Origin of the sequence: Dokdonia sp. PRO95, assembly GCF_000355805.1 — a bacterium.
In the GTDB taxonomy this organism is placed as follows: domain Bacteria; phylum Bacteroidota; class Bacteroidia; order Flavobacteriales; family Flavobacteriaceae; genus Dokdonia.
Genome location: NZ_CM001837.1, coordinates 1,543,252 through 1,563,601 on the forward strand (window position 1 = coordinate 1,543,252; position 20,350 = coordinate 1,563,601).

Genomic DNA, 20,350 nt, shown 5'->3' on the forward strand with positions numbered 1-20,350 from the left:
TGGTGAATTACATCACATTTTCGCGCAAGCGTAATTGATAATTTAATTCAGTTGTGTTTGATAAGCTACAGCATATAGCTTTATCTGCTTGATCATGCTCACAAGCCCGTTTGCACGGGTAGGAGAGAGGTGGTCTTTAAGTCCTATCTCGTCTATAAACGAAGTGTCTGCATCTATAATTGCTTGTGGTGGTTGCCCAGAAAAAGCACGTATAAGTATCGCTATGATTCCTTTTGTGATAATCGCATCACTATCTGCAGTAAAGGCAATCTCACCGTCTTTCATATCTGCATGTACCCATACTTTGCTCTGGCAGCCTTTTATGATGTAATCATCAGTTTTAAACTGATCATCAATCATAGGAAGTGATTTTCCTAAGTCTATCATATACTCATAACGTTGCATCCAGTCTTCAAACATGCTGAACTCATCAACGATTTCATCTTGTATTTCTTGTATACTTGCCATAATTATATTGCTGTTGATGTTGCTTTAAAAAGTACTTGGTCTTTGTTATATAAAGTAAGTGTTCCGTTTTTGAGAGTGTATCTATTTACCTTTAGGAGATTTTGGAAAATTTTTTTCTCTAAATCCATAGCCTCCGCAGGACATGCTTTTTTAGTAGATAACGGATCTGTAATATCTAATTTATCCTTTGTGAGTGTAAACGCTGCATTATAAGAATTACATCCAGAAAAACCAGTTATTCTCCTTTTTTGATTTTCTATGTTAAAGGTGATTCCTTGTTTTGTGATTGGATTTTCTGCGACACTCGTAAGTGTGTAGTATCCAGAAAATCTAGGTGCTTTCACGTCCGGTTCGCTTTCCTTTTTTTCGGTTGCGCAGCTGCTTAAAAAGAGGCCTAGCATTAAAGCGATGATGTAATATGTGTGTTTCATAGTAAAATAGTATTTGCAAAGATAGTGCCCAGAAGATTAACTGTCATTCTGTCGAGTCTAGCATTTTATGCATATACCACATAGGGCGGTATTCATCATGTAATAATGTAAAGTCTAGTTTTTGCTGTTCTGTTTTTTGAAATCCTAATTTCTTATAAAATTGCTGTGCTTGCGTATGTTTATCCATAGCGTCTAGCCAGATCAGGGTGTGTTTTTGTGCTATTGCAATTTGTTCTGCATAACCCATCAGAGCATAGCCAACACCTTTGCCTTGAACAGATGTGTCTAGGTATATACGATGTACTTTAAAAGCTTTGTGAGATGCTAGCGGTGCATACTCGCAGTCATCAATGAGCTTTAATATACCTACTATCTTATCGTTATAGTGCACAAAGTAGTATAGGCTATTATCATCACTAAGCTCTTGAGCTAAGTTTTTTTTGCCATAAATCTGATCGAGATACCATAAGCCTTCGTCTTTCCAAAAATGCGCATATGCAGATGGATACACCCTCTTCATCAAATTATATAAACGTTCTTGATCTATAAGCTCAATAGACGTTAGTGTAATATGTGAATTTACCTGTATCAATATGGCAATGTCTAAAAATGATGTACTATAAGATATTATGAGAGCATGGTAACTGCTCGTTTTAATCCAGTTACAAAGGTGTCTATTTCTTCCTTGGTATTATAAAAAGAAAAAGAAGCGCGTACTGTTCCTGGTATTTTATAATACTCCATAATAGGCTGTGCACAGTGATGACCAGTACGCACTGCAATGCCTAGTTTGTCAAGTATCGTCCCTATATCATAAGGGTGTATATTTCCTACATTAAAAGAAATAACGGCAGTTTTGTGTGCAGAAGTACCATAAATCTTTAGACCTTCTATTTCTAGTAATTTCTTCGTTCCATACTGTAAAAGCTCATCTTCATAGCTCGCTATGTTATCGAAGCCTATAGTGTTCATGTAATCGAGTCCTGCGGCTGTAGCAATCCCTCCACAAATGTTAGGCGTTCCGGCTTCAAATTTGTGAGGTAAACCAGCATAGGTGGTTTTTTCAAAACTTACTTGATCTATCATCTCGCCACCACCTTGATAAGGAGGTAGTTTAGTAAGCCATTCTTCTTTTCCGTATAGAATTCCCACTCCAGTAGGGCCGCAAATTTTATGTGCAGAACATACGTAGAAGTCGGCGTCTAGTGCTTGTACATCTGGTTTGATGTGAGGAGTAGCTTGTGCGCCATCTATAAGAACTGCAGCACCTACTTTATGAGCTTCCTCAATGATGTGCTCTATAGGGTTTATAGTTCCTAATGCGTTAGATACGTGGTTTACAAAGACTAGTTTTAAGTTAGGAGATAACGCTTTCGCGAAAGCGTCCATATCCAGCTCACCACTTTCTGTCTGAGGTATTACTTTAAGTATAGCTCCAGTTTTTTCGCAAAGCATTTGCCATGGTACAATGTTACTATGGTGCTCTAGTGCCGAAACTAAAACCTCTTCACCTTCTTTTAGTATTGAGGCAAAACCATGTGCCACAAGATTAATAGCATGTGTAGTTCCTGCAGTGAGAATGATCTCGTAAGGCTTTGCTGCGTTAAAATGCTTTTGAATTTTAATACGCGCCTCCTCATAAGCGTCTGTTGCTTCTTGAGAAAGTGAGTGTACGCCGCGATGGATATTTGCATTATAGTTTGAGTAGTAGTCTACAATAGCATCTATAACCACTTGTGGTGTTTGTGAAGTGGCGGCATTATCAAAATAAATAAGCGGATTTCCATTTACTTCTCTTTTGAGAATAGGGAAGTCATTGCGTATTTTCTTAACGTCTAGCATAGCATTTTTCTTTGTTACAAAGATACAAACTGGACTACTTTTAGGCTACTCCAGTATGTGTTGAGTTTAAAATGAAAAAGCCGTTACTGGAGAGTAACGGCTTTTAATATATGGTACTAATTACCTATTGCTCGAAGCCGATGTTTACACCGATTTTCTTAGCAATAAGTTTTGTGATTCTATCCTTTAACTGAGGGATTTTTACACTTGACAGCACTGTGTTTGCAAAAGCATACATCAATAAAGCACGCCCTTCTTTCTCTGCTATACCACGTGATTGTAAATAGAACAGAGCACTCTCGTCTAGTTGACCTATGGTACAACCATGAGAACAACGTACATCATCTGCAAAAATCTCTAATTGAGGTTTTGAGTTGATAGTTGCAGTGTCATCTAATAAAATGTTGTTATTAGATTGGTAAGCATTTGTTTTTTGAGCTTCTTTCTCAACAACTACTTTCCCATTAAATACACCTACAGATTTATCTGCAAAAATACCTTTGTAATCCTGGTGGCTCTCGCAGTTAGGGGTAATGTGGTGTACTAGTGTGTTGTGGTCTACGTGCTGTTTTCCTTCTATAATCGTAATACCTTTAAGGATAGAGTCCATGTACTCTCCTTTTTGATAAAAGTTAAGGTTGTTACGAGTGATGTTTCCACCTAGAGAAAAAGTATGTACAGAAACAATACTTTCTTTGTGCTGCTCTATCTCTGTAGTATCTACAAGGGAAGCACTTAGGTTATCGTTCTGAATCTTATAGTAATCTACAAGCGCTCTTTTGTCTGCAAAGATTTCTGTTACAACATTAGTAAGCACTTTCTTGTCTGTAAGACTCTGGTGGCGCTCTATAATTTGTACTTCAGAATTTTCTTCGGCAACAATAAGGTTACGTGGTTGTAGCATCATTGCATCATTTGCTCCTGTAGCAAAGTGTACAATCTGGATAGGCTTTTGTGCTACTTTTCCTTTTGGGATGTAAATGTAAGCACCATCTTTTGCAAATGCAGTGTTAAGAGAATCCATAGATTCACCCTTTGCAATCTTATTAAAGTAAACGTCTATAACTTGTTTGTACTTTGGCTTTGATAGTGCTGCACCCATTGTACATACATCAATACCATCATGCGTAGTTTCTGAAAGAAATGAGCTATAAACCCCATCTACAAAAACGATTTTATAAGTGTCTACATCATTAAGAAAATACTGCTTTACATCTTTAAAGTCTAGTGCAGCTTCTTTACTAGGGAAGATGTTGTAATCTTCCTTAAGAATGCTGTTAAGAGATGTGTATTTCCAGTTTTCTAATTTCTTTGTAGGAAACCCTTCTGCTTCAAAAGTCTTGATGGCCTCGTTACGAATGTCGTATATATGAGAATCTGCATCAATACTTTCTTGAAGTACGATATGGTTACTTACTAATTTATCTTTTAAACTCATCTTTTCTAAGTTATGAATCTAGACAGTTAAGTATAAGGGATATTTTTATTGGGCATATCTCTTATGAGTTGTCTAAACGTATTACGCTCCCACTTCTTCTTTTAACCAGTCGTATCCTTTTTCTTCAAGTTCAAGAGCAAGCTCTTTTCCTCCAGAACGTACAATTTTACCATTCATAAGAACGTGTACAAAATCTGGAACGATATAGTCTAGAAGACGCTGGTAGTGAGTGATCACTAGTACTGCGTTGTCTTTGCTCTTTAATTTATTTACGCCATTTGCAACAATACGTAGTGCATCTATGTCAAGACCAGAATCCGTTTCGTCTAGAATAGCGAGTTTAGGCTCTAGCATTGCCATTTGGAAAATCTCATTACGCTTCTTCTCTCCTCCAGAAAACCCTACGTTTAATGATCTAGAAAGAAACTTACGATCCATCTCAAGAAGTTCTGCCTTCTCTTTTATCTTTTTAAGCATATCGCTAGCTGGCATATTTTCTAAGCCTTTAGCTTTGCGAGTTTCATTTATGGCAGTCTTGATAAAGTTAGTCACAGAAACTCCAGGGATCTCTACAGGATATTGAAAAGATAAGAAAACACCTTCGTGTGCTCTCTCTTCTGGATCCATTTCTAGTATAGATTCTCCTTCAAGTTCGATGTCTCCATCGCTTACTTCATACTCTTCTTTTCCTGCAATAACAGAAGCGAGTGTACTTTTTCCAGAACCGTTAGGTCCCATGATAGCGTGCACTTCGCCAGCTTTTATCTCAAGATTAATACCTTTAAGGATATCCTTCTCTTCAATTCGTGCGTGTAAATCTTTAACTGATAACATAATTCTACGTTCTTATTGTGCGATTATTTACCGCTTTCTACTTTAATGGAAGCGCCCTCTGTCTTGAGTTTGTCTCCTGCTTCTAATTTAATCGAAGTGTCAGCAGTTGGTGCTTTGACTTCTACTATTTCTTTTATGGTAACTATATAATCCCAACCTTCCTCACTAGTAGGCTTAGGATTAATGATTCCTTTTATAACAACTGGCACCATATCATATTCATCACGTTGTAATGGTTTTACAATAGTTGCTAGTTCTTGCATTTTTTCATCTATAACTACGCCGTGTATAAAGGAATCTCCCTTAATAATAGCGGCATCTTCTAGATATATAAACTCACCTTCGATAGTCTCATATGAGGAAGAAGACGAGTCCTGGCTAGATTTCTGATTACAGGATACAAGTGCAAGACTTGTTATCAATAAAAAGATAATCTTCTTCATATTTTAATTAAGTATTGCAGGTGTTTGTGCAAAGTTTCCTGCATCATGCTGGATAATTACCTTGGCATTTTCCGCTTTCGCGAAAGCTTCAAAATCCTTTATACTTTTATCTGTTGCTGGAATATCATAATTAAACTGAGGTACAATCGCATCTTTGCGGTTTTGCTCAAAATGATAAATATCTCCAGACAACAAGGTTGGTCCGTTATCTTTTAAACGTAAAAACAATACTTGGTGACCTGGTGTGTGCCCTGGCATAGATTTGATAACTACAGTGCCATCTCCAAAAACGTCTCTATCTCCATTCAGTTTCTCTACGTTTGTAAGCTTGTTAAAGCTATCTGGCGCATAAAATGAATTTCCTTTGATGTCTTCTCCTTTTGCAAAATCATATTCTGATTCTTGAACCAACCATGTTGCGTTTGCAAAATGTTTTGCCGCTCCTGTGTGATCAAAATGTATATGAGAAAACGCAATCATATCGATATCCTCAGTAGTCATATCGATACTTTTAAGTTGATTTTTTATAGAGTCCTTACGCGTGATTGTAAAAGCCCCTCCTTCTGGAGTATATGGTTCTTGTCCTACCAGCATTTCTGGTAATCCTGTGTCCCATAAAAGAGTTCCTTTAGGATGCTTGATTACAAAAAATGCATCTGCAAGCTGCTTAGATTCTCCTTTGTAGGTGTCGCCCTGAGCAAATAGGTTTAAGTTATTTGCCATTACGGTACCACCATCTAGTTTGTATAATGTAACCTCAGGTGAGACTGCTGCAGCTGCTGCCTCTTTTTGGTCTTCTGCTTTTTGCTTTCCATCTTCATACCCTTTCTTGAATTCTTCGCAAGAAACAGTAGTTATGGCAAGGGCAGCAATTAATAATATATTTTTCATTGTTTTGATAATCTTGGTTTAGAACTCAATTGTAATAGTGGATACTATCCTACAGACCCCTCAAGACTAATCTCAAGTAATTTTTGGGCTTCTACAGCAAACTCCATAGGGAGTTTATTAAGTACTTCTTTTGAGAATCCGTTTACAATTAAAGCAATTGCCTTTTCCGTATCAATACCACGTTGATTACAGTAAAATATCTGGTCTTCACCTATCTTACTAGTGGTTGCTTCATGTTCTACTTGAGCAGTTTTGTTTTTAGTCTCAATATATGGGAAGGTGTGTGCTCCACACTCGTTACCCATTAATAAAGAATCACACTGCGAGAAGTTACGTGCATTTGTCGCTCCTGAGTTAATCTTTACTAGACCTCTATATGAGTTTTGAGATTTTCCTGCAGAGATACCTTTTGATATGATTGTACTCTTGGTGTTTTTTCCAAGGTGTATCATCTTAGTTCCTGTGTCTGCCTGCTGGTGATTGTTTGTCACTGCGATAGAGTAAAACTCACCTATAGAGTTGTCTCCTTTAAGAATACAAGAAGGGTATTTCCATGTAACTGCGGATCCTGTTTCTACTTGTGTCCATGAGATTTTTGCATTCTTCTCACAAAGACCACGCTTTGTTACAAAGTTGTAAACTCCACCTTTTCCTTCTTCATTACCAGGGTACCAGTTTTGAACGGTACTATATTTAATTTCTGCATCGTCCATTGCAATAAGTTCTACAACGGCAGCGTGCAGTTGATTCTCATCACGACTAGGAGCGGTACAGCCTTCAAGGTAACTTACATAGCTGCCTTCATCTGCTACAAGTAGTGTTCTTTCAAACTGTCCAGTTCCTCCTTGATTAATTCGGAAATAGGTAGAAAGTTCCATAGGGCATTTTACACCTTTAGGAATGTAACAGAAAGAACCGTCAGAAAATACAGCACTGTTTAATGCTGCGTAGTAATTGTCTTTTACTGGAACTATTGTTCCTAAGTGCTTACGTACTAGTTCTGGGTGTTCTTTTATGGCCTCAGAGATACTCATGAAAATGATTCCTTTCTCTGCAAGTGTCTCTTTAAATGTAGTGGCTACAGAGACAGAGTCTACCACGATATCCATCGCGATATTGTTCATTTTCTTTTGCTCATCTACAGAGATTCCTAATTTTTTATACATAGCGAGTAGATCTGGATCTACATCGTCTAGTGTTTTGTTAGGGTCTACAGCTACGGGAGCAGAGTAGTAAGCTATTGATTGAAAATCTGGCTTTTCGTAATTTACGTTTGCCCAGTCTGGCTCTTCCATAGATAACCAAACCTTGTATGCATCAAGTCTCCACTCAGTCATCCACGCTGGCTCTTCCTTTTTCTTAGAAATCGCTCGTATGATGTCCTCATTTAATCCTACTGGAAACGTTTCAGACTCAATATCTGTAAAAAAACCATATTCGTATTCTTTGGTTTTTAGTTCTTCCCTTAAATCATCTTCAGTATATGCCATGTTTCTTATTTCAATGTGTGATAGAAAAGTATTCCTGCCCTAAGGGTGCCTTTTCAAAGTATGCTCGCTTTCTTGTTTTAGGGTGTTGTCAAGAAAACTATAATGAGTTTTAAGTAGTTACGCTTTCGCGAAAGCGTAACCAACCAATTTATTATAGAGAAAAGCTTTCTCCGCATCCACAGGTGCGCTGTGCATTTGGATTATTAAAAACAAATCCTTTTCCATTAAGTCCGCCACTATATTCTAGTGTAGTACCTATTAAGTAAAGGAAGCTCTTCTTGTCTACGATGAGCTTTACGTCATTGTCTTCAAAAACTTTGTCATCTTCGTGATGTGTTTTGTCAAAATGAAGGTCGTATGATAAACCACTACAACCACCACTCTTTACGCCTACACGTACATAGTCTGTAGTTACATCAAAACCGTCTTCCTGCATGAGGCTTGCGATTTTAGTTTTTGCTTGTGAATCTACTTTAATCATATCGTTATAAATAGTTTGCAAATATAAGGCTTAGGTCTCGTTTTTACACAAATCCTAACATATAACTAATGCATAGTGCGATAGGGTTTTCTTATAGGTTATTTAAAAGTCTTCTAAAGTTGTTTTTAAGGATATGAGATGTAAAATAACTAGAAATTCTATGGTTCTTTTGCTAAAGCTTTGTGTGTGCGGTCTTCTCTAAAATGAGAAGTCATTTTTACTTGAAATGACTCTTGAAACCTAATTTAATCCCGAAGTTTTTTGAGTAAGTTTTCCACACCGCAATGTTGATAGATTTGTGTAAATCGTGTTACCATATGGAAATAGACTTGATGACAGAGATATGCGTGAAAATGAAACCTTTGCGAAGGCTAGTAAAATGGCAATTGTGAATATCCTGTTGAAAACGTTGAAAGATAAACGGTTGTTTGAGCCCATAAAAAGTAGACCTTTATTATCCGCATAATTCTAATCATAATACTCAATTTAGCTATGGAAATTACTCACATCGTCAAGCGCGATTTTCAAACGAAACCTTTTCACCAAGAGAAGATTACAAGTGCTATTCTTAAAGCAATGACTGCCATTGAGCATGGAGGTCCTGAAGATGCACAACGTATTTCTGATATGGTTTATAGCGACCTTAAGAAGAGAAAAGAGCTTGATGCAACTTACATTCCTACTATTGAGCAAATACAAGATCTCGTAGAGCGCAAGTTAATGTTAAGTGAGGAGTTTGTAGATGTTGCAAAAACATACATATTGTACCGTGACGAGCAAGCTCAAAAGCGTAAAACAAACATCTTTGAAAAGAGAATTAATCTTAAGCCGTACGAGTATCCACAATTATACGATTATGTGCCAGCGATAAGACACTCTTACTGGATACATACAGAGTATAACTTTACGAGTGATATACAAGATTTTAAAACGCGTATTACAGATGTGGAGCGTAGCGCGATTAAAAATACAATGCTAGCAATCTCTCAAATAGAAGTTGCGGTAAAAGGTTTTTGGGGAGATATCTACCACAAAATGCCTAAACCAGAAGTAGGAGCAGTGGGAGCGACGTTTGCAGAGAGTGAGGTGAGACATGCAGATGCATACTCGCACCTTCTTGAAATATTAGGTCTTAATAAAGAGTTTAAGTTACTTAAGAAAAAGCCTGTAATGATGAAGCGTGTGCAGTACCTAGAGACTGCGCTCAAGAATGCAAAGAGTGAAGACAATAAAGAGTACTCAGAGTCTATATTACTATTTTCTCTATTTATAGAGCACGTATCACTGTTTTCTCAGTTCTTAATTATCATGGCTTTTAATAAGCATAAAAATATGCTTAAAGGAATCTCAAACGTAGTAGAGGCAACTTCTAAGGAGGAGCAAATACACGGAGATTTTGGTATTGATATTATAAAAATTATTAAAGCAGAAAATCCAGAGTGGTTTGATGCAGAGCATAGCGCAACCGTACAAGAAATGTGTAAAGAAGCATTCAAAGCAGAAAGCAATATTGTAGACTGGATTTTTGAAGCTGGAGAATTAGACTTCTTACCTAAAGCGCTTGTAAACGAATTCATAAAAGACAGATTCAATAAATCTCTTACGAGTATTGGTATTGACCCTGTATTTGAAGTTGACCAGAATTTATTAAAAGACGCAGAGTGGTTTGATGATGAAATCATAGGGACCAAACATGGCGATTTCTTTGTAAAGAGATCTGTTAACTACACAAAAAGAGCACAAAGTATAACCGAAGACGACCTATTTTAAATGAACGATCAAGAACTAATGAAAGACCAAGTTTCTGCATCAACAGCAGGAAAAGAAAATGAACTGTTAACTGCTCGTAAAGAAGCGTTGTCTAATAAAACAGAAAGTGAAGGAGCCGGATTCAAGTGGCTTACAGAAAATAGTCGTAAGTTTTTAGGTGCAGGATATCTAAGTCCTGGAGTATCTCCAGAGCAAAGAATAAGAGAAGTTGCAGATAGAGCCGAACAAATTCTAGGAATGCCTGGGTTTAGTGATAAATTCTATGGGTATATGTCTGAAGGGTTTTACTCACTTGCTTCTCCAGTATGGTCAAATTTTGGAAAAGAAAGAGGACTCCCTATAAGCTGTTTTGGTTCACATATCTCTGATGATATGGGTAACATTCTATACACTCAATCTGAGGTAGGAATGATGTCAAAACTAGGAGGAGGAACTTCTGGTTATTTTGGAAAAATAAGACCAAGAGGTGCAGAGGTGAAGAACAATGGGCAAGCGTCTGGTTCTGTACACATCATGCAACTTTTTGAATCAATGGTGGATGTGGTAAGTCAAGGGTCTGTAAGACGTGGTCGTTTTTCTCCTTACTTGCCTATTGAGCATGCAGATATTGAAGAGTTCTTAAAAATAGGAACAGAAGGAAATAGCATCCAAGAGCTTACACACGGTGTTACTGTGACAAGTAAGTGGATGGAAGAAATGATCGAGGGTGACAGTGCAAAACGCTCATTATGGGCAAAAGTATTGCAGTCTAGAGGAGAAATGGGATACCCGTATATATTCTTTACAGACAACGCAAATAATGGTGCTGCAGATGTATATAAGGATAATAATCACAAAATCTATGCAAGTAACCTTTGTACAGAGATCATGTTACCTTCTAATGATGACTGGTCATTCGTATGTGTCCTTTCATCTGTAAACGTACTTCACTATGATAAGTGGAAGGATACAGATGCTGTTGAGACAATGGTATACTTCTTAGATGCTGTAATTACTGAGTTCCTTGAGAAATTAGAAACTTATAGAGATTCAGACTCTAGAGAAGATCGCCAGACATTCTTATTTATGGAACGTGCTTATAATTTTGCAAAGTCTAACCGTTCATTAGGGTTAGGAGTATTAGGATGGCACTCATTACTGCAGTCTAGAATGTTACCTTTTAATAGTCAAGAAGCATATAACTTAAACAGCGAAATCTTTAAGGCAATTAAAGATAAGTCTTATAAAGCATCAGAAGAGCTTGCAAAGACATTTGGAGAGCCAGAAGTACTTAAAGGATATGGTAGACGTAATGCGACACTTAATGCAGTTGCACCTACAACATCATCTGCTTTCATTTTAGGTCAAGTGTCTCAAGGTATTGAGCCTATCTGGTCAAATATTTATGTAAAAGATATAGCAAAGATTAAGACTACGATTAAGAATCCATTCTTAGAAGAACTTCTTGAAGAAAAAGGAATGAATACTACAGAGGTGTGGAGAAGTATCCGTGATATGGATGGGTCTGTGCAGCACTTAGAATTTTTGAATGAAAATGAGAAAGATACTTTCAAAACATATTCAGAAATTGATCAAATGGATATTATCTATCAAGCAGCAAACCGTCAAAATCACATTGATCAAGGGCAGTCTGTAAATATTATTGTGCACCCAGAAATGCCAGTAAAAGAGATTAACAAAATCCACGTAACAGCATGGAAGCTAGGATTAAAATCTTTATACTACCAGCACAGTATGAATGCAGCTCAAAAATTCAAGCAGAAGAAAGACTGCGCAAGTTGTGAAGCATAATCTGTAAAAGATTAAGAATATTGCTTAATGTATGTTGAGCAAACCATATAATAAGAAAGACCTGCTGTGATAGCGGGTCTTTCTTTTTTTTGTGTTTATACTGTTTTTAATACGCTTTCGCGAAAGCGTAGTTTATATCACAACCTGTTCATAAAACCTACATTGTCTATAATGATCACACCTTCTTTCGTATTATCAAAAACGAATGTGATACTCATAATTTCTTTTAAGTTAATAGCCTTGTTGCGATCTTGGAAGTCCTTTAATGGAAAATAATACGTCTGAAATACATTTTCTGAGAGTGTTTCCTCTCCTATAAATTGAGATTTCCACACTCTCACACCTATCTCATTTTGCAATGCAGTGAAGTCACTTAAACACATAGAAGCTGTGTTTCCAGTAGCGTCCTCAATACTAATTGTAAAGTCAATAGGTTCTTCTGGGAGCTCTGTGTCTTCACCATAATCTATATTATCTTCGGTAGTTTCCTCACTGCTGTTAGCGATGTTGTTAGTCGGTACTGGTTTATTGTTTATAGTGTTGTCTTCATTGTTTATCCATTTTCCACCAGATTTTGGATTAGTACTTTCGTTGGATTCTGCTAGTGAAAATGTAAATACCTTGCTGCTGTCTATGGTGCTGAGCGGCTTTTTAAAAACAAATGAATAACTAGCAACGAGGCTATCGGGAAGGTCAGTCCCTTCTTCAATATCATCGTAGTGCCAACCCACATATGCCGCGCGACTACCTTTCTCTCCCCATTTTAGTGCTATTTCTTGTTCTCTCCAGACGCTTAGGTGTTGCGTTGTTATTGTCGTGGTGGTGTCTATAGTAGTCACAACATCAAAATCTTCATCAAAAGTAGCAATGGCATCAAAAGAGCTATCCTCATATTGATTAAGGTAGATGGTTTCTGGAAGCCATTCTTTCCCTTTGCGAGCATCTATAAATAGTGGTAGGTATTCCTTTCGATTTTTAAGAGTTGTTTCTAGAAAGGCACTTATATAAACCTTAGCGATTTGTTCTTGATCTTCTTTGGGAAGTAATTGCTTGTTATTTAAAAACGGAGTAACAGAAAGCCCTGCATCATTAGCTCCCCAGCTAGTATTAAACTGTCCGTGATTTGCTCCTTGTATATAAAGTCCGCTTTTTATGTAATCTGTACTATCAGAAAATGTGATGCGTTCATATTGCTTGGATCCTGCATAAGAACTTACATCACCATCTTGAGCGCCATGCATCACAAAGTAGTTGATGTCTTTAAGTGATGTGCGGGTATTCCCAGGTTCGTACTGTCCGTCTACAGGAGCAATCGCAATAATAGTGTTGATATTGTAGTTATAATCCATGGCGATGGTTGCATCATCAGGGTAATGAGTAAACTTGTTTAGTAAGGCGGTATGTGCCACGGCTTCGCCACCTCTAGAGTGACCTAGTAATGCTATCTGGGTGGTGTCGACTTTTTTGTAAAAACTACTTTCTGAATCTTCATTCCACTCATGCCATGCTTTTAGATGTTCTAGAAGTATCCAGCCACGAGCATCATTTTCTTCGTTAAGACCTTCAGGAATATCTGACCAACTGCTATTGATGAAATTTTGATCTACAGATGCAAAAATGAATCCTCTTGATGCCATTAATTCTCCTAGATACGCATAACCTTGGTCTGAGAAGTCGTGCATGGAGTGATTACCGTGAACAATTAATGCAAGCGGGAACGGGCCTTCTCCCTCTGGATACCACACCCTGCCGTTTACTGGAAGTTCTCTAGCGTCAAATCCCCAAAAGCGTTCTCTATACCATCCGCTCATTCCTTCCCAATTATCTAAAAACGGTATTCCGTTTATAGTGTTTGTGATTATAGTGGCGTCTTCTCCATATTCAGGTCTGTGTTTGTCAGTACCGCTACCGTACGTTAATGTCTGTACTTTGTAATTACCATTTAGGGATGGAGATGGAGCTTCAATTGGTGCAATATTATCTGAACTTAGAGCAGCCGCATTTGCTATTGGTTGCATGTCAAAACCGTCAGGCGCAAGTCCTAAAATCGCGAGTGTACATCCAGTAATTGCGAGTACTCCTCCCAGAAGTGTTATTGTTTTTTTTATAATAGTCTTCTGTCTAAATCCTTTATTAGTAAGAACTGCAATAGTAGCTCCTCCAAATGCAAGTGTAACCACAGCCCACAACCAATAAACGAGTTCTTCTGATAATGATAGCAGAAGGAGTGGTGTAGTGATCAGTAGTGCTAGCTGAAGAATTTTAGGAATGCGAGCAAGCTTTTTGAGTACCCATAATCCTAAGTATACAGATAGTACAATCCCTATAAGAATAGCGAGCTGTAACAATATGAGTGTACTGTCACCCATCGTTTGTATGGCGTGTATCGCAAAAATCAAAAATATAATGGAGGCCCCTATGAGGAGTCCTCTTGCGGCACCCTTAGTGGCAATTGCACCAGGAGTGATTGTCTTTAATTGCTTATAAATCCATTTTTTAAGTTGTAATAATCGTTTCATATCATGAACATGTTTACATAAGTAAATGTAGCTTTATTTTGAGTTTCTTCTTATAGGCAGTACTTTTCGCCAAAAATTGCTACCCTTGAAAAATATTATCACCTCTTTTATCTGTTCGATTGCATTCTTTTATGGTGCCTTTAGTCAGACGGGATCTATACCTATTCAGACTATTGATACTATTGTAATTTCTTCATCGAGAATTAAGAGTACAGCACAGCAAATACCTGCAGCCGTTTCTGTTATTACTACGAGCAAAGAAGATGCTACTAGACAGCAACTGTCCTTACAAGAGTATGTGCAGCAAGTGCCAGGTGTGTTTACTCAAAATGCAAATAACTTTGCTCAGGATTTACGAATATCCATTCGTGGTTTTGGAGCACGGTCTAGTTTTGGGATACGAGGTATAAAACTTATTGTAGATGGGATTCCTGAGACTACTCCAGATGGACAAGGGCAACTTGATAATCTTAATCTAGGTATAATAGACCGTATTGAGATTACAAAAGGAGCAAGTGCTAGTCTTTACGGTAATGCCTCTGGTGGTGTGGTTGATATAACCACAAAATCTTTTGACACACTGGAGGGAAATAGCACCTCAGTAAAAGCAGGAATAGGTGCTTTTGGATTTCAAAATTATCAAGCAACGGCCACCATAGGAGATGCAAATGCAAACTATACCTTCCACGGTAATTATGCGACTAGCGATGGTTATAGAGATCAAAGTGGTTTTGAGCAAATAAACACCAATTTTAAAGGGCAATTTAAACTAGGGGAGAATACTTCTTTAACGGCTATTCTTAATTATGCAGATTCACCACAGGCAGATGATCCTGGTGGATTAACGCTAGAGGAAGTTAATACTAATAGAAGACAGGCAAGAGATAGAAATGCGCAGTTTAAAACAGGTGAGGCTGTAGAGCAGTTTAAAGTAGGAGCGAGCCTAGCGTGGAATAAGAATGAGAATACTACCGTAAATACATATGCTTTTTATAGCAACCGACAGTTTAATGGGCTGTTGCCATTTGAGTTTGGTGGTATTGTAGATTTATCACGCAATTACTTAGGGCAAGGAACGAGTATTACTTACAAGAAAAATAAGAATACCATACGCGCAGGATACGACTTTGCTTATCAGAATGATCGCAGGAACAGGTTTAGAAACCTTGATGGAGAAGAGGGAGGTCAAACGCTAGGACAGCGCGAGAAATTTACTAACCTAGGTATTTATGTTACAGACCACCTTTCGCTAGGTAAATTATTGATTACAGCCGGAGCGAGGTTTGATTACAACAAACTTTCGGCAGATGATGATTTTCTGGATAACGGGGATGATTCTGGAAGTCTTACATTAAATTCTTTTAATCCTAGTGTTGGTGTTAGTTACGCTTTCGCGAAAGCGTTATCTCCATACATCAATGTCGCAACAAGTTTTGAGACACCGTCATTATCAGAATTATCGTCAAATCCTGATGGGTCTATAGGATTTAATGAGAATTTAAAAGCGCAAAAAGCAACTAGCTTTGAGGTGGGTTTAAAAGGGACTATTGCAAGCAAGTTGCAATATCAACTCGCTGCGTTTTTGATAAACACAAAAGATGATTTAGTGCCTTTTGAGTTGGCTCAATTTCCAGATCGTGAGTTTTTTAGAAATGCAGGAAAAACCGAGCGTCATGGTGTTGAGGTTGAGGCTTCATATAGAGCATTACCCTTAGGGAGTGGTTGGTTAAACGCTACGGGCTCTTACACCTACTCAAACTTTACGTATGATGATTTTGAAACTCCAAACGGAGATTTTGACGGTAACTACTTGCCAGGGATAGCAAGACACATGTCTAGTGTAGGGTTACAATATGCAGGTGAAACTGGTATAAGTGCAAGCATAAACACAAATTTTATAGGAGAGCAATTTGCTCAAGATAGCAACGAGACTACTATAGATGGATATGAGCTTGTTAATGTGAGAGCAAGCTACGAGACATTATTTAGAGAGGTCAGGTTAAAGCCTTACATTGGGATAAATAACGTGCTAGACCAAAAATACACGGATAATGTGCGTATTAATGCCTTTGGAGGAAGGTTTTATGAGCCTGCGCCGGGACTCACTATTTTTGGAGGAATCACACTTGAATTTTAATATTGTGACAGAAGTACAAACATATATTATTGCTATAATAGGAGGTCTTATCGCTGGGGGGATCAATACCCTTGCAGGAAATGGAAGCGCCATTACCTTAACGATTCTTACGGAGGTGCTTGGGCTGCCAGGCAATATTGCAAATGGAACTAACCGTATTGGGATTTTTACACAATGTTCGGCTACTTCGTGGGTTTTTTATAAGAATGGAAGGCTTGATATTGCAAAGAACAAAAAATATATCATTCCTATTTTTATAGGTGCTATTGCAGGTGCTATTCTTGCTATAAATGTAAGTAATGAGCAGTTTAGAGCAGTGTTTAAATTTATGATGGTGTTCATGCTGCTAGCCGTGTTAGTGAAGCCTAAGCGCTGGTTAAGAGAAACAGATCTTAAGTTTAAACCTAAATGGTACATTTATATCCCATTGCTTTTTGCTCTTGGATTTTATGGAGGATTTATCCAGATGGGTATGGGCGTGTTTTTCCTTATAATCATGGTGTTAGGAATGCGCTTTAACATCATAGAAAGTAATGCGCTCAAAAGTTTTGTAATAGGACTTTATACGCTCTTTGTAATTGCAATTTTTCACTACCAAGGGCTCATTGATTGGAAACTGGGAGGCATTATGGCAATAGGACAAACTACAGGTGGGTTTCTTACTGCTCGTTTTGCTAGTAAGAATAAATGGGCAGATCAAGTAGCATATTACGTTCTTATTATTGTACTCACAGGTGCTATTGCAAAGATGTTTTTATTTTAAAAGTCCGCTTTCGCGAAAGCGTGCTTATCCACTTAATTATTTTGTAAGTATTTTTAGGAATCTAAATAAGATTTTATGCACATCAAAATGTTACTCAAAATAAGTTTCTGTATACTATTTATTACTAGTTGCAATCAGGCTGAAGATAAGAAGCAGGTCATAGATGAACCAGTTAAGCAACTTAGAGCACTCATTGTAGACGGTCAAAACAATCATGGAGTATGGCCCAAAACAACAATGATGATGAAATCATATTTAGAAGAAACAGGTCTTTTTCAGGTTGATATTTATAGAACCGCTTATACATATCAAGGTCCACATCACGGTATTGTAGACGGACTCAATCACGACAGTATCACACAACTAGTTGAAAAGTATAGAGTAGATGATGCACGAATACATGAAGTAAAAGACAGCATCATTGCAGATGCTTCTTTTAAGCCCGAATTTAATACATATGATGTGATCTTATCAAACTTTGGTGACAAAACTGCAAATTGGCCTGAGGATACAAAAGAAGATTTTGAATCTTATATGAAGAATGGTGGCGGTCTTGTGGTTGTGCATGGAGCAAATAATTCTTGGGGAGACTGGCCTGCATTTAATAAGATGATAGGTGTAGGTGGCTGGGGAAACCGCCCACACGATGGACTTAATCAGATTTACATTAACAAAGAAGAACAGCTTAAGATTGAACCAAGTAATGGTGAGGAATCTTCACACGGTCCAGAAACCGAATTTGTACTAACAGCCTGGGATACGTTACACCCTATCATGCGCGGATTACCTAAGCAATGGATGCATACTAAAGACGAACTCTATGACCGTTTACGCGGCCCTGCTAAGAATGTAAATGTATTATACTACGCCTATTCTGATGTAGAGGGAAATGCACAACCGTGGGCTCCAGAAAATAAAGGATCCGGCAGGGGTGAGCCTCTTATTATGACTGTAAATTATGAAAGTGGACGTGTATTCCATACTGCCTTAGGACATATGGATATTTCTATGGAGAGTGTCGGCTTTATAACGACCTTGCAGCGAGGAGCAGAGTGGGCAGCCACCGGGAGAGTAACACAAGAAGTGCCAAGAGATTTTCCAAAAAAAAAGAGCGCCGTAAAGCGCTCTTGGAAATAGTTGTATATATTACATATTATGCGGCTAATCTGCCCTTAATACGTTTTTCAATTTTTTTCTTTTTTACAGTAAGGCGTTTCATAACGTCCATAAGTTTACTGTCTTTTGTTTTCTTGTATACTTCGTTAATAGCAAGAATCAATCTTTTACCTTCTCGTGATGCTGCTACTCGATCACTAGTAGACATATGACTCATTGTTCTATTTTCATATACTTCTGCTTGTTGTAAGAGGTCCATAGTAAATTGTTTAATTTTAGGTTAAATTACTTAAACAAATATAATTAGCCTAGGTAATAGAGAGCTTTTAAGAATACTTTATGAAAATATGGCCGTTTTATCGATAATGTTCTAATTTTTCGGCTCTTTTCTCCCTTATAATTAGATAATTACTAAGATGTGCCACGTGAACGTAGGATTGAGTAAGGGTATTAGTATTATGCTACCTGTAGTGTGTGCTAGACAATTTTGAAAGTAATAAAAGAAGATGTTTAAGTATCTTTGCGGCTATGTTAGAAGATAAAAATCAAGAGCGCACTTCGCTATCAGAATTAGGAGAATTTGGTCTAATTGATCACTTAACAAAGCATTTTAAAATTCATCATAAAAGTACCGTTGTTGGAGTAGGTGACGATACTGCAGTTTTAAAATTCCCTAAGAGTCAGGTTATTGTTACTACAGACCTTCTTGTAGAGGGAGTACATTTTGATTTGACCTACGTGCCTTTAAAACATTTAGGTTACAAGGCTGTGATGGTAAACCTCTCTGATGTTTATGCTATGAATGCAGAAGCTACTCAGATTACCGTATCAATCGCAGTGTCTAATCGTTTCCCACTAGAGGCGCTAGAAGAATTATATGCTGGTATTCAAGCTGCTTGTGTTAATTATAAAGTAGACCTAGTAGGTGGAGATACTACCTCTTCTAATGTAGGTTTAGTAATAAGTGTTACCGCAATAGGTCACGCAACTCCTAAGAACATAGCAAAAAGATCTACCGCAAACGCCGGAGATTTACTGGTAGTAACTGGAGATATAGGTGCAGCTTATATGGGATTACAGATACTAGAAAGGGAGAAGGCGGTTTTTACAGTAAATCCTAATAGCCAGCCAGATCTTGAGCAATATAGTTACTTGATTGAGCGCCAACTTAAACCTGAAGCGCGTAAAGATGTAAAAGGAATTTTAGAATCTTTAGAAGTGAAGCCTACATCTATGATTGATGTAAGCGATGGGTTATCTTCTGAGGTACTGCATATATGTAAAAACTCTGGTGTAGGATGTAATTTATATGAAGATAAGATACCACTAGATCCACAAGTTATAAGTAGTTGTGAGGAGTTTGAACTAGATAGTACTACTATCGCGCTAAGCGGTGGAGAAGATTATGAACTCTTATTTACAATTAGTCAAGAGGATTTTCCAAAAATAAAAGGAAATCCTAATTTTTCTATAATAGGTCACATGACAGAAGAAAAAGAAGGTGTACACCTCATCACACGAGCAAATACTAAAATACCATTAGTTGCCCGTGGATGGAATGCACTTCAAAAAGAAGACTAAGAGGTGCGAGCGAGTTTACGCATGTAAAACTCTTCATAAACCTCGTTAATACGACGTAACTGAGGTGTTAACGGTGTGTAATGGCCATAACCATCAAGCGTGTATTGTTTTTTACACTGTGAGCATTCAAATTCTTTTAGATTAGACTCATAACGTTTTATGATTCTATATTTATGTCCAAATAATTTGCAGCCTACAGTAGTAAGTGGGTTGGTACTTTGGTTTTCTGTTTTTAGGTTAAATGATTTCATTTTAGGGGTGATTTGGGATACACAAATAAAGGAATCATCTGTGAAATACACAAATTTACCGATGAAATACTTTTAATTTTAACAATCAACCTCAATCTCCGCTA

General features: G+C 37.5%; 19 protein-coding genes. 6 read left to right on the forward strand and 13 right to left on the reverse strand.

What is annotated here, in order from left to right; all coding sequences use genetic code 11:
* Nucleotides 1-42 precede the first annotated feature (42 nt).
* The 10 genes from D017_RS06875 to D017_RS06920 all read right to left on the reverse strand — a co-directional run bounded on the left by D017_RS06875 (nucleotide 43) and on the right by D017_RS06920 (nucleotide 8,318).
* Nucleotides 43-468 (reverse strand): SufE family protein, encoded by a 426-nt coding sequence (locus D017_RS06875; protein ID WP_035335540.1) that lies wholly within the window; start codon nucleotides 466-468, stop codon nucleotides 43-45.
* Nucleotides 469-470: 2 nt separating this feature from the next.
* Nucleotides 471-899: an META domain-containing protein gene (locus D017_RS06880; protein WP_035335541.1), complete on the reverse strand. Its 429-nt coding sequence runs from the start codon at nucleotides 897-899 to the stop codon at nucleotides 471-473.
* Nucleotides 900-942: 43 nt separating this feature from the next.
* Nucleotides 943-1,491: a GNAT family N-acetyltransferase gene (locus D017_RS06885; protein ID WP_035335542.1), complete on the reverse strand. Its 549-nt coding sequence runs from the start codon at nucleotides 1,489-1,491 to the stop codon at nucleotides 943-945.
* Between the two features lie 35 nt (nucleotides 1,492-1,526).
* The gene (locus tag D017_RS06890; RefSeq protein ID WP_035335543.1) at nucleotides 1,527-2,741 is read right to left on the reverse strand and encodes a cysteine desulfurase; all 1,215 of its coding nucleotides are present in this window, start codon (nucleotides 2,739-2,741) and stop codon (nucleotides 1,527-1,529) included.
* A gap of 124 nt (nucleotides 2,742-2,865) precedes the next feature.
* Nucleotides 2,866-4,179 (reverse strand): Fe-S cluster assembly protein SufD, encoded by a 1,314-nt coding sequence (gene sufD, locus D017_RS06895; RefSeq protein ID WP_035335544.1) that lies wholly within the window; start codon nucleotides 4,177-4,179, stop codon nucleotides 2,866-2,868.
* Between the two features lie 81 nt (nucleotides 4,180-4,260).
* The gene (gene sufC / locus D017_RS06900; protein ID WP_035335546.1) at nucleotides 4,261-5,013 is read right to left on the reverse strand and encodes a Fe-S cluster assembly ATPase SufC; all 753 of its coding nucleotides are present in this window, start codon (nucleotides 5,011-5,013) and stop codon (nucleotides 4,261-4,263) included.
* A 23-nt stretch (nucleotides 5,014-5,036) separates the two neighbouring features.
* A complete protein-coding gene (locus tag D017_RS06905; RefSeq protein WP_051583827.1) occupies nucleotides 5,037-5,456 on the reverse strand; it encodes a hypothetical protein in 420 nt (139 codons plus the stop codon).
* Between the two features lie 3 nt (nucleotides 5,457-5,459).
* Complete coding sequence (locus D017_RS06910; protein ID WP_035335548.1) at nucleotides 5,460-6,347, reverse strand: N-acyl homoserine lactonase family protein; 888 nt, start codon at nucleotides 6,345-6,347, stop codon at nucleotides 5,460-5,462.
* Between the two features lie 44 nt (nucleotides 6,348-6,391).
* Nucleotides 6,392-7,837: a Fe-S cluster assembly protein SufB gene (gene sufB, locus D017_RS06915; RefSeq protein ID WP_035335550.1), complete on the reverse strand. Its 1,446-nt coding sequence runs from the start codon at nucleotides 7,835-7,837 to the stop codon at nucleotides 6,392-6,394.
* Between the two features lie 151 nt (nucleotides 7,838-7,988).
* On the reverse strand, nucleotides 7,989-8,318 hold the full coding sequence (locus D017_RS06920; RefSeq protein WP_035335551.1) for an iron-sulfur cluster assembly accessory protein: 330 nt from the start codon (nucleotides 8,316-8,318) through the stop codon (nucleotides 7,989-7,991).
* 492 nt (nucleotides 8,319-8,810) lie between these two features.
* On the opposite strand from D017_RS06920, the gene D017_RS06925 reads away from it, so the two are divergent.
* Nucleotides 8,811-10,088, forward strand: coding sequence for a ribonucleotide-diphosphate reductase subunit beta (locus tag D017_RS06925; RefSeq protein WP_035335553.1), 1,278 nt, complete (start codon nucleotides 8,811-8,813; stop codon nucleotides 10,086-10,088).
* Complete coding sequence (locus tag D017_RS06930; protein ID WP_035335555.1) at nucleotides 10,089-11,879, forward strand: ribonucleoside-diphosphate reductase subunit alpha; 1,791 nt, start codon at nucleotides 10,089-10,091, stop codon at nucleotides 11,877-11,879.
* A 137-nt stretch (nucleotides 11,880-12,016) separates the two neighbouring features.
* Here the strand turns inward: D017_RS06930 and D017_RS06935 are convergent, their stop codons facing one another.
* Entirely contained in the window at nucleotides 12,017-14,398 is a 2,382-nt protein-coding gene (locus tag D017_RS06935; RefSeq protein WP_051583828.1) for a hypothetical protein, read from the reverse strand.
* A gap of 85 nt (nucleotides 14,399-14,483) precedes the next feature.
* Between D017_RS06935 and D017_RS06940 the strand changes: the two genes are divergently transcribed.
* The 3 genes from D017_RS06940 (at nucleotide 14,484) to D017_RS06950 (ending at nucleotide 18,435) form a co-directional block, all read left to right on the forward strand.
* Nucleotides 14,484-16,535 carry a TonB-dependent receptor gene (locus D017_RS06940; protein WP_035335557.1) on the forward strand — a complete coding sequence of 684 codons (2,052 nt, stop codon included), beginning with the start codon at nucleotides 14,484-14,486 and terminating at the stop codon, nucleotides 16,533-16,535.
* Between the two features lie 4 nt (nucleotides 16,536-16,539).
* The gene (locus D017_RS06945; RefSeq protein WP_035338080.1) at nucleotides 16,540-17,298 is read left to right on the forward strand and encodes a sulfite exporter TauE/SafE family protein; all 759 of its coding nucleotides are present in this window, start codon (nucleotides 16,540-16,542) and stop codon (nucleotides 17,296-17,298) included.
* A gap of 75 nt (nucleotides 17,299-17,373) precedes the next feature.
* Nucleotides 17,374-18,435 (forward strand): ThuA domain-containing protein, encoded by a 1,062-nt coding sequence (locus D017_RS06950; RefSeq protein WP_035335558.1) that lies wholly within the window; start codon nucleotides 17,374-17,376, stop codon nucleotides 18,433-18,435.
* 16 nt (nucleotides 18,436-18,451) lie between these two features.
* Here D017_RS06950 and D017_RS06955 read toward each other — a convergent pair whose 3' ends face one another.
* Complete coding sequence (locus tag D017_RS06955; RefSeq protein WP_035335559.1) at nucleotides 18,452-18,673, reverse strand: hypothetical protein; 222 nt, start codon at nucleotides 18,671-18,673, stop codon at nucleotides 18,452-18,454.
* Nucleotides 18,674-18,942: 269 nt separating this feature from the next.
* On the opposite strand from D017_RS06955, the gene thiL reads away from it, so the two are divergent.
* Complete coding sequence (gene thiL / locus D017_RS06960) at nucleotides 18,943-19,995, forward strand: thiamine-phosphate kinase (RefSeq protein ID WP_035335560.1); 1,053 nt, start codon at nucleotides 18,943-18,945, stop codon at nucleotides 19,993-19,995.
* On the opposite strand, the gene D017_RS06965 is transcribed toward thiL, so the two are convergent.
* Nucleotides 19,992-20,246: a hypothetical protein gene (locus tag D017_RS06965; protein WP_035335561.1), complete on the reverse strand. Its 255-nt coding sequence runs from the start codon at nucleotides 20,244-20,246 to the stop codon at nucleotides 19,992-19,994. The two genes, thiL and D017_RS06965, sit on opposite strands and share 4 nt — an antisense overlap.
* Nucleotides 20,247-20,350 lie beyond the last annotated feature (104 nt).

Excerpts from the sequence above, each read along its gene's own strand:
- sufB (WP_035335550.1), bottom strand. The coding sequence starts at position 7,837 with ATGGCATATACTGAAGATGATTTAAGGGAAGAACTAAAAACCAAAGAA.
- D017_RS06950 (WP_035335558.1), top strand. The coding sequence starts at position 17,374 with ATGCACATCAAAATGTTACTCAAAATAAGTTTCTGTATACTATTTATT.
- D017_RS06965 (WP_035335561.1), bottom strand. The coding sequence starts at position 20,246 with ATGAAATCATTTAACCTAAAAACAGAAAACCAAAGTACCAACCCACTT.
- thiL (WP_035335560.1), top strand. The coding sequence starts at position 18,943 with ATGTTAGAAGATAAAAATCAAGAGCGCACTTCGCTATCAGAATTAGGA.
- D017_RS06905 (WP_051583827.1), bottom strand. The coding sequence starts at position 5,456 with ATGAAGAAGATTATCTTTTTATTGATAACAAGTCTTGCACTTGTATCC.
- D017_RS06880 (WP_035335541.1), bottom strand. The coding sequence starts at position 899 with ATGAAACACACATATTACATCATCGCTTTAATGCTAGGCCTCTTTTTA.
- D017_RS06935 (WP_051583828.1), bottom strand. The coding sequence starts at position 14,398 with ATGAAACGATTATTACAACTTAAAAAATGGATTTATAAGCAATTAAAG.
- D017_RS06910 (WP_035335548.1), bottom strand. The coding sequence starts at position 6,347 with ATGAAAAATATATTATTAATTGCTGCCCTTGCCATAACTACTGTTTCT.
- D017_RS06875 (WP_035335540.1), bottom strand. The coding sequence starts at position 468 with ATGGCAAGTATACAAGAAATACAAGATGAAATCGTTGATGAGTTCAGC.
- D017_RS06955 (WP_035335559.1), bottom strand. The coding sequence starts at position 18,673 with ATGGACCTCTTACAACAAGCAGAAGTATATGAAAATAGAACAATGAGT.
- D017_RS06890 (WP_035335543.1), bottom strand. The coding sequence starts at position 2,741 with ATGCTAGACGTTAAGAAAATACGCAATGACTTCCCTATTCTCAAAAGA.
- D017_RS06920 (WP_035335551.1), bottom strand. The coding sequence starts at position 8,318 with ATGATTAAAGTAGATTCACAAGCAAAAACTAAAATCGCAAGCCTCATG.
- D017_RS06930 (WP_035335555.1), top strand. The coding sequence starts at position 10,089 with ATGAACGATCAAGAACTAATGAAAGACCAAGTTTCTGCATCAACAGCA.
- D017_RS06925 (WP_035335553.1), top strand. The coding sequence starts at position 8,811 with ATGGAAATTACTCACATCGTCAAGCGCGATTTTCAAACGAAACCTTTT.
- sufD (WP_035335544.1), bottom strand. The coding sequence starts at position 4,179 with ATGAGTTTAAAAGATAAATTAGTAAGTAACCATATCGTACTTCAAGAA.
- sufC (WP_035335546.1), bottom strand. The coding sequence starts at position 5,013 with ATGTTATCAGTTAAAGATTTACACGCACGAATTGAAGAGAAGGATATC.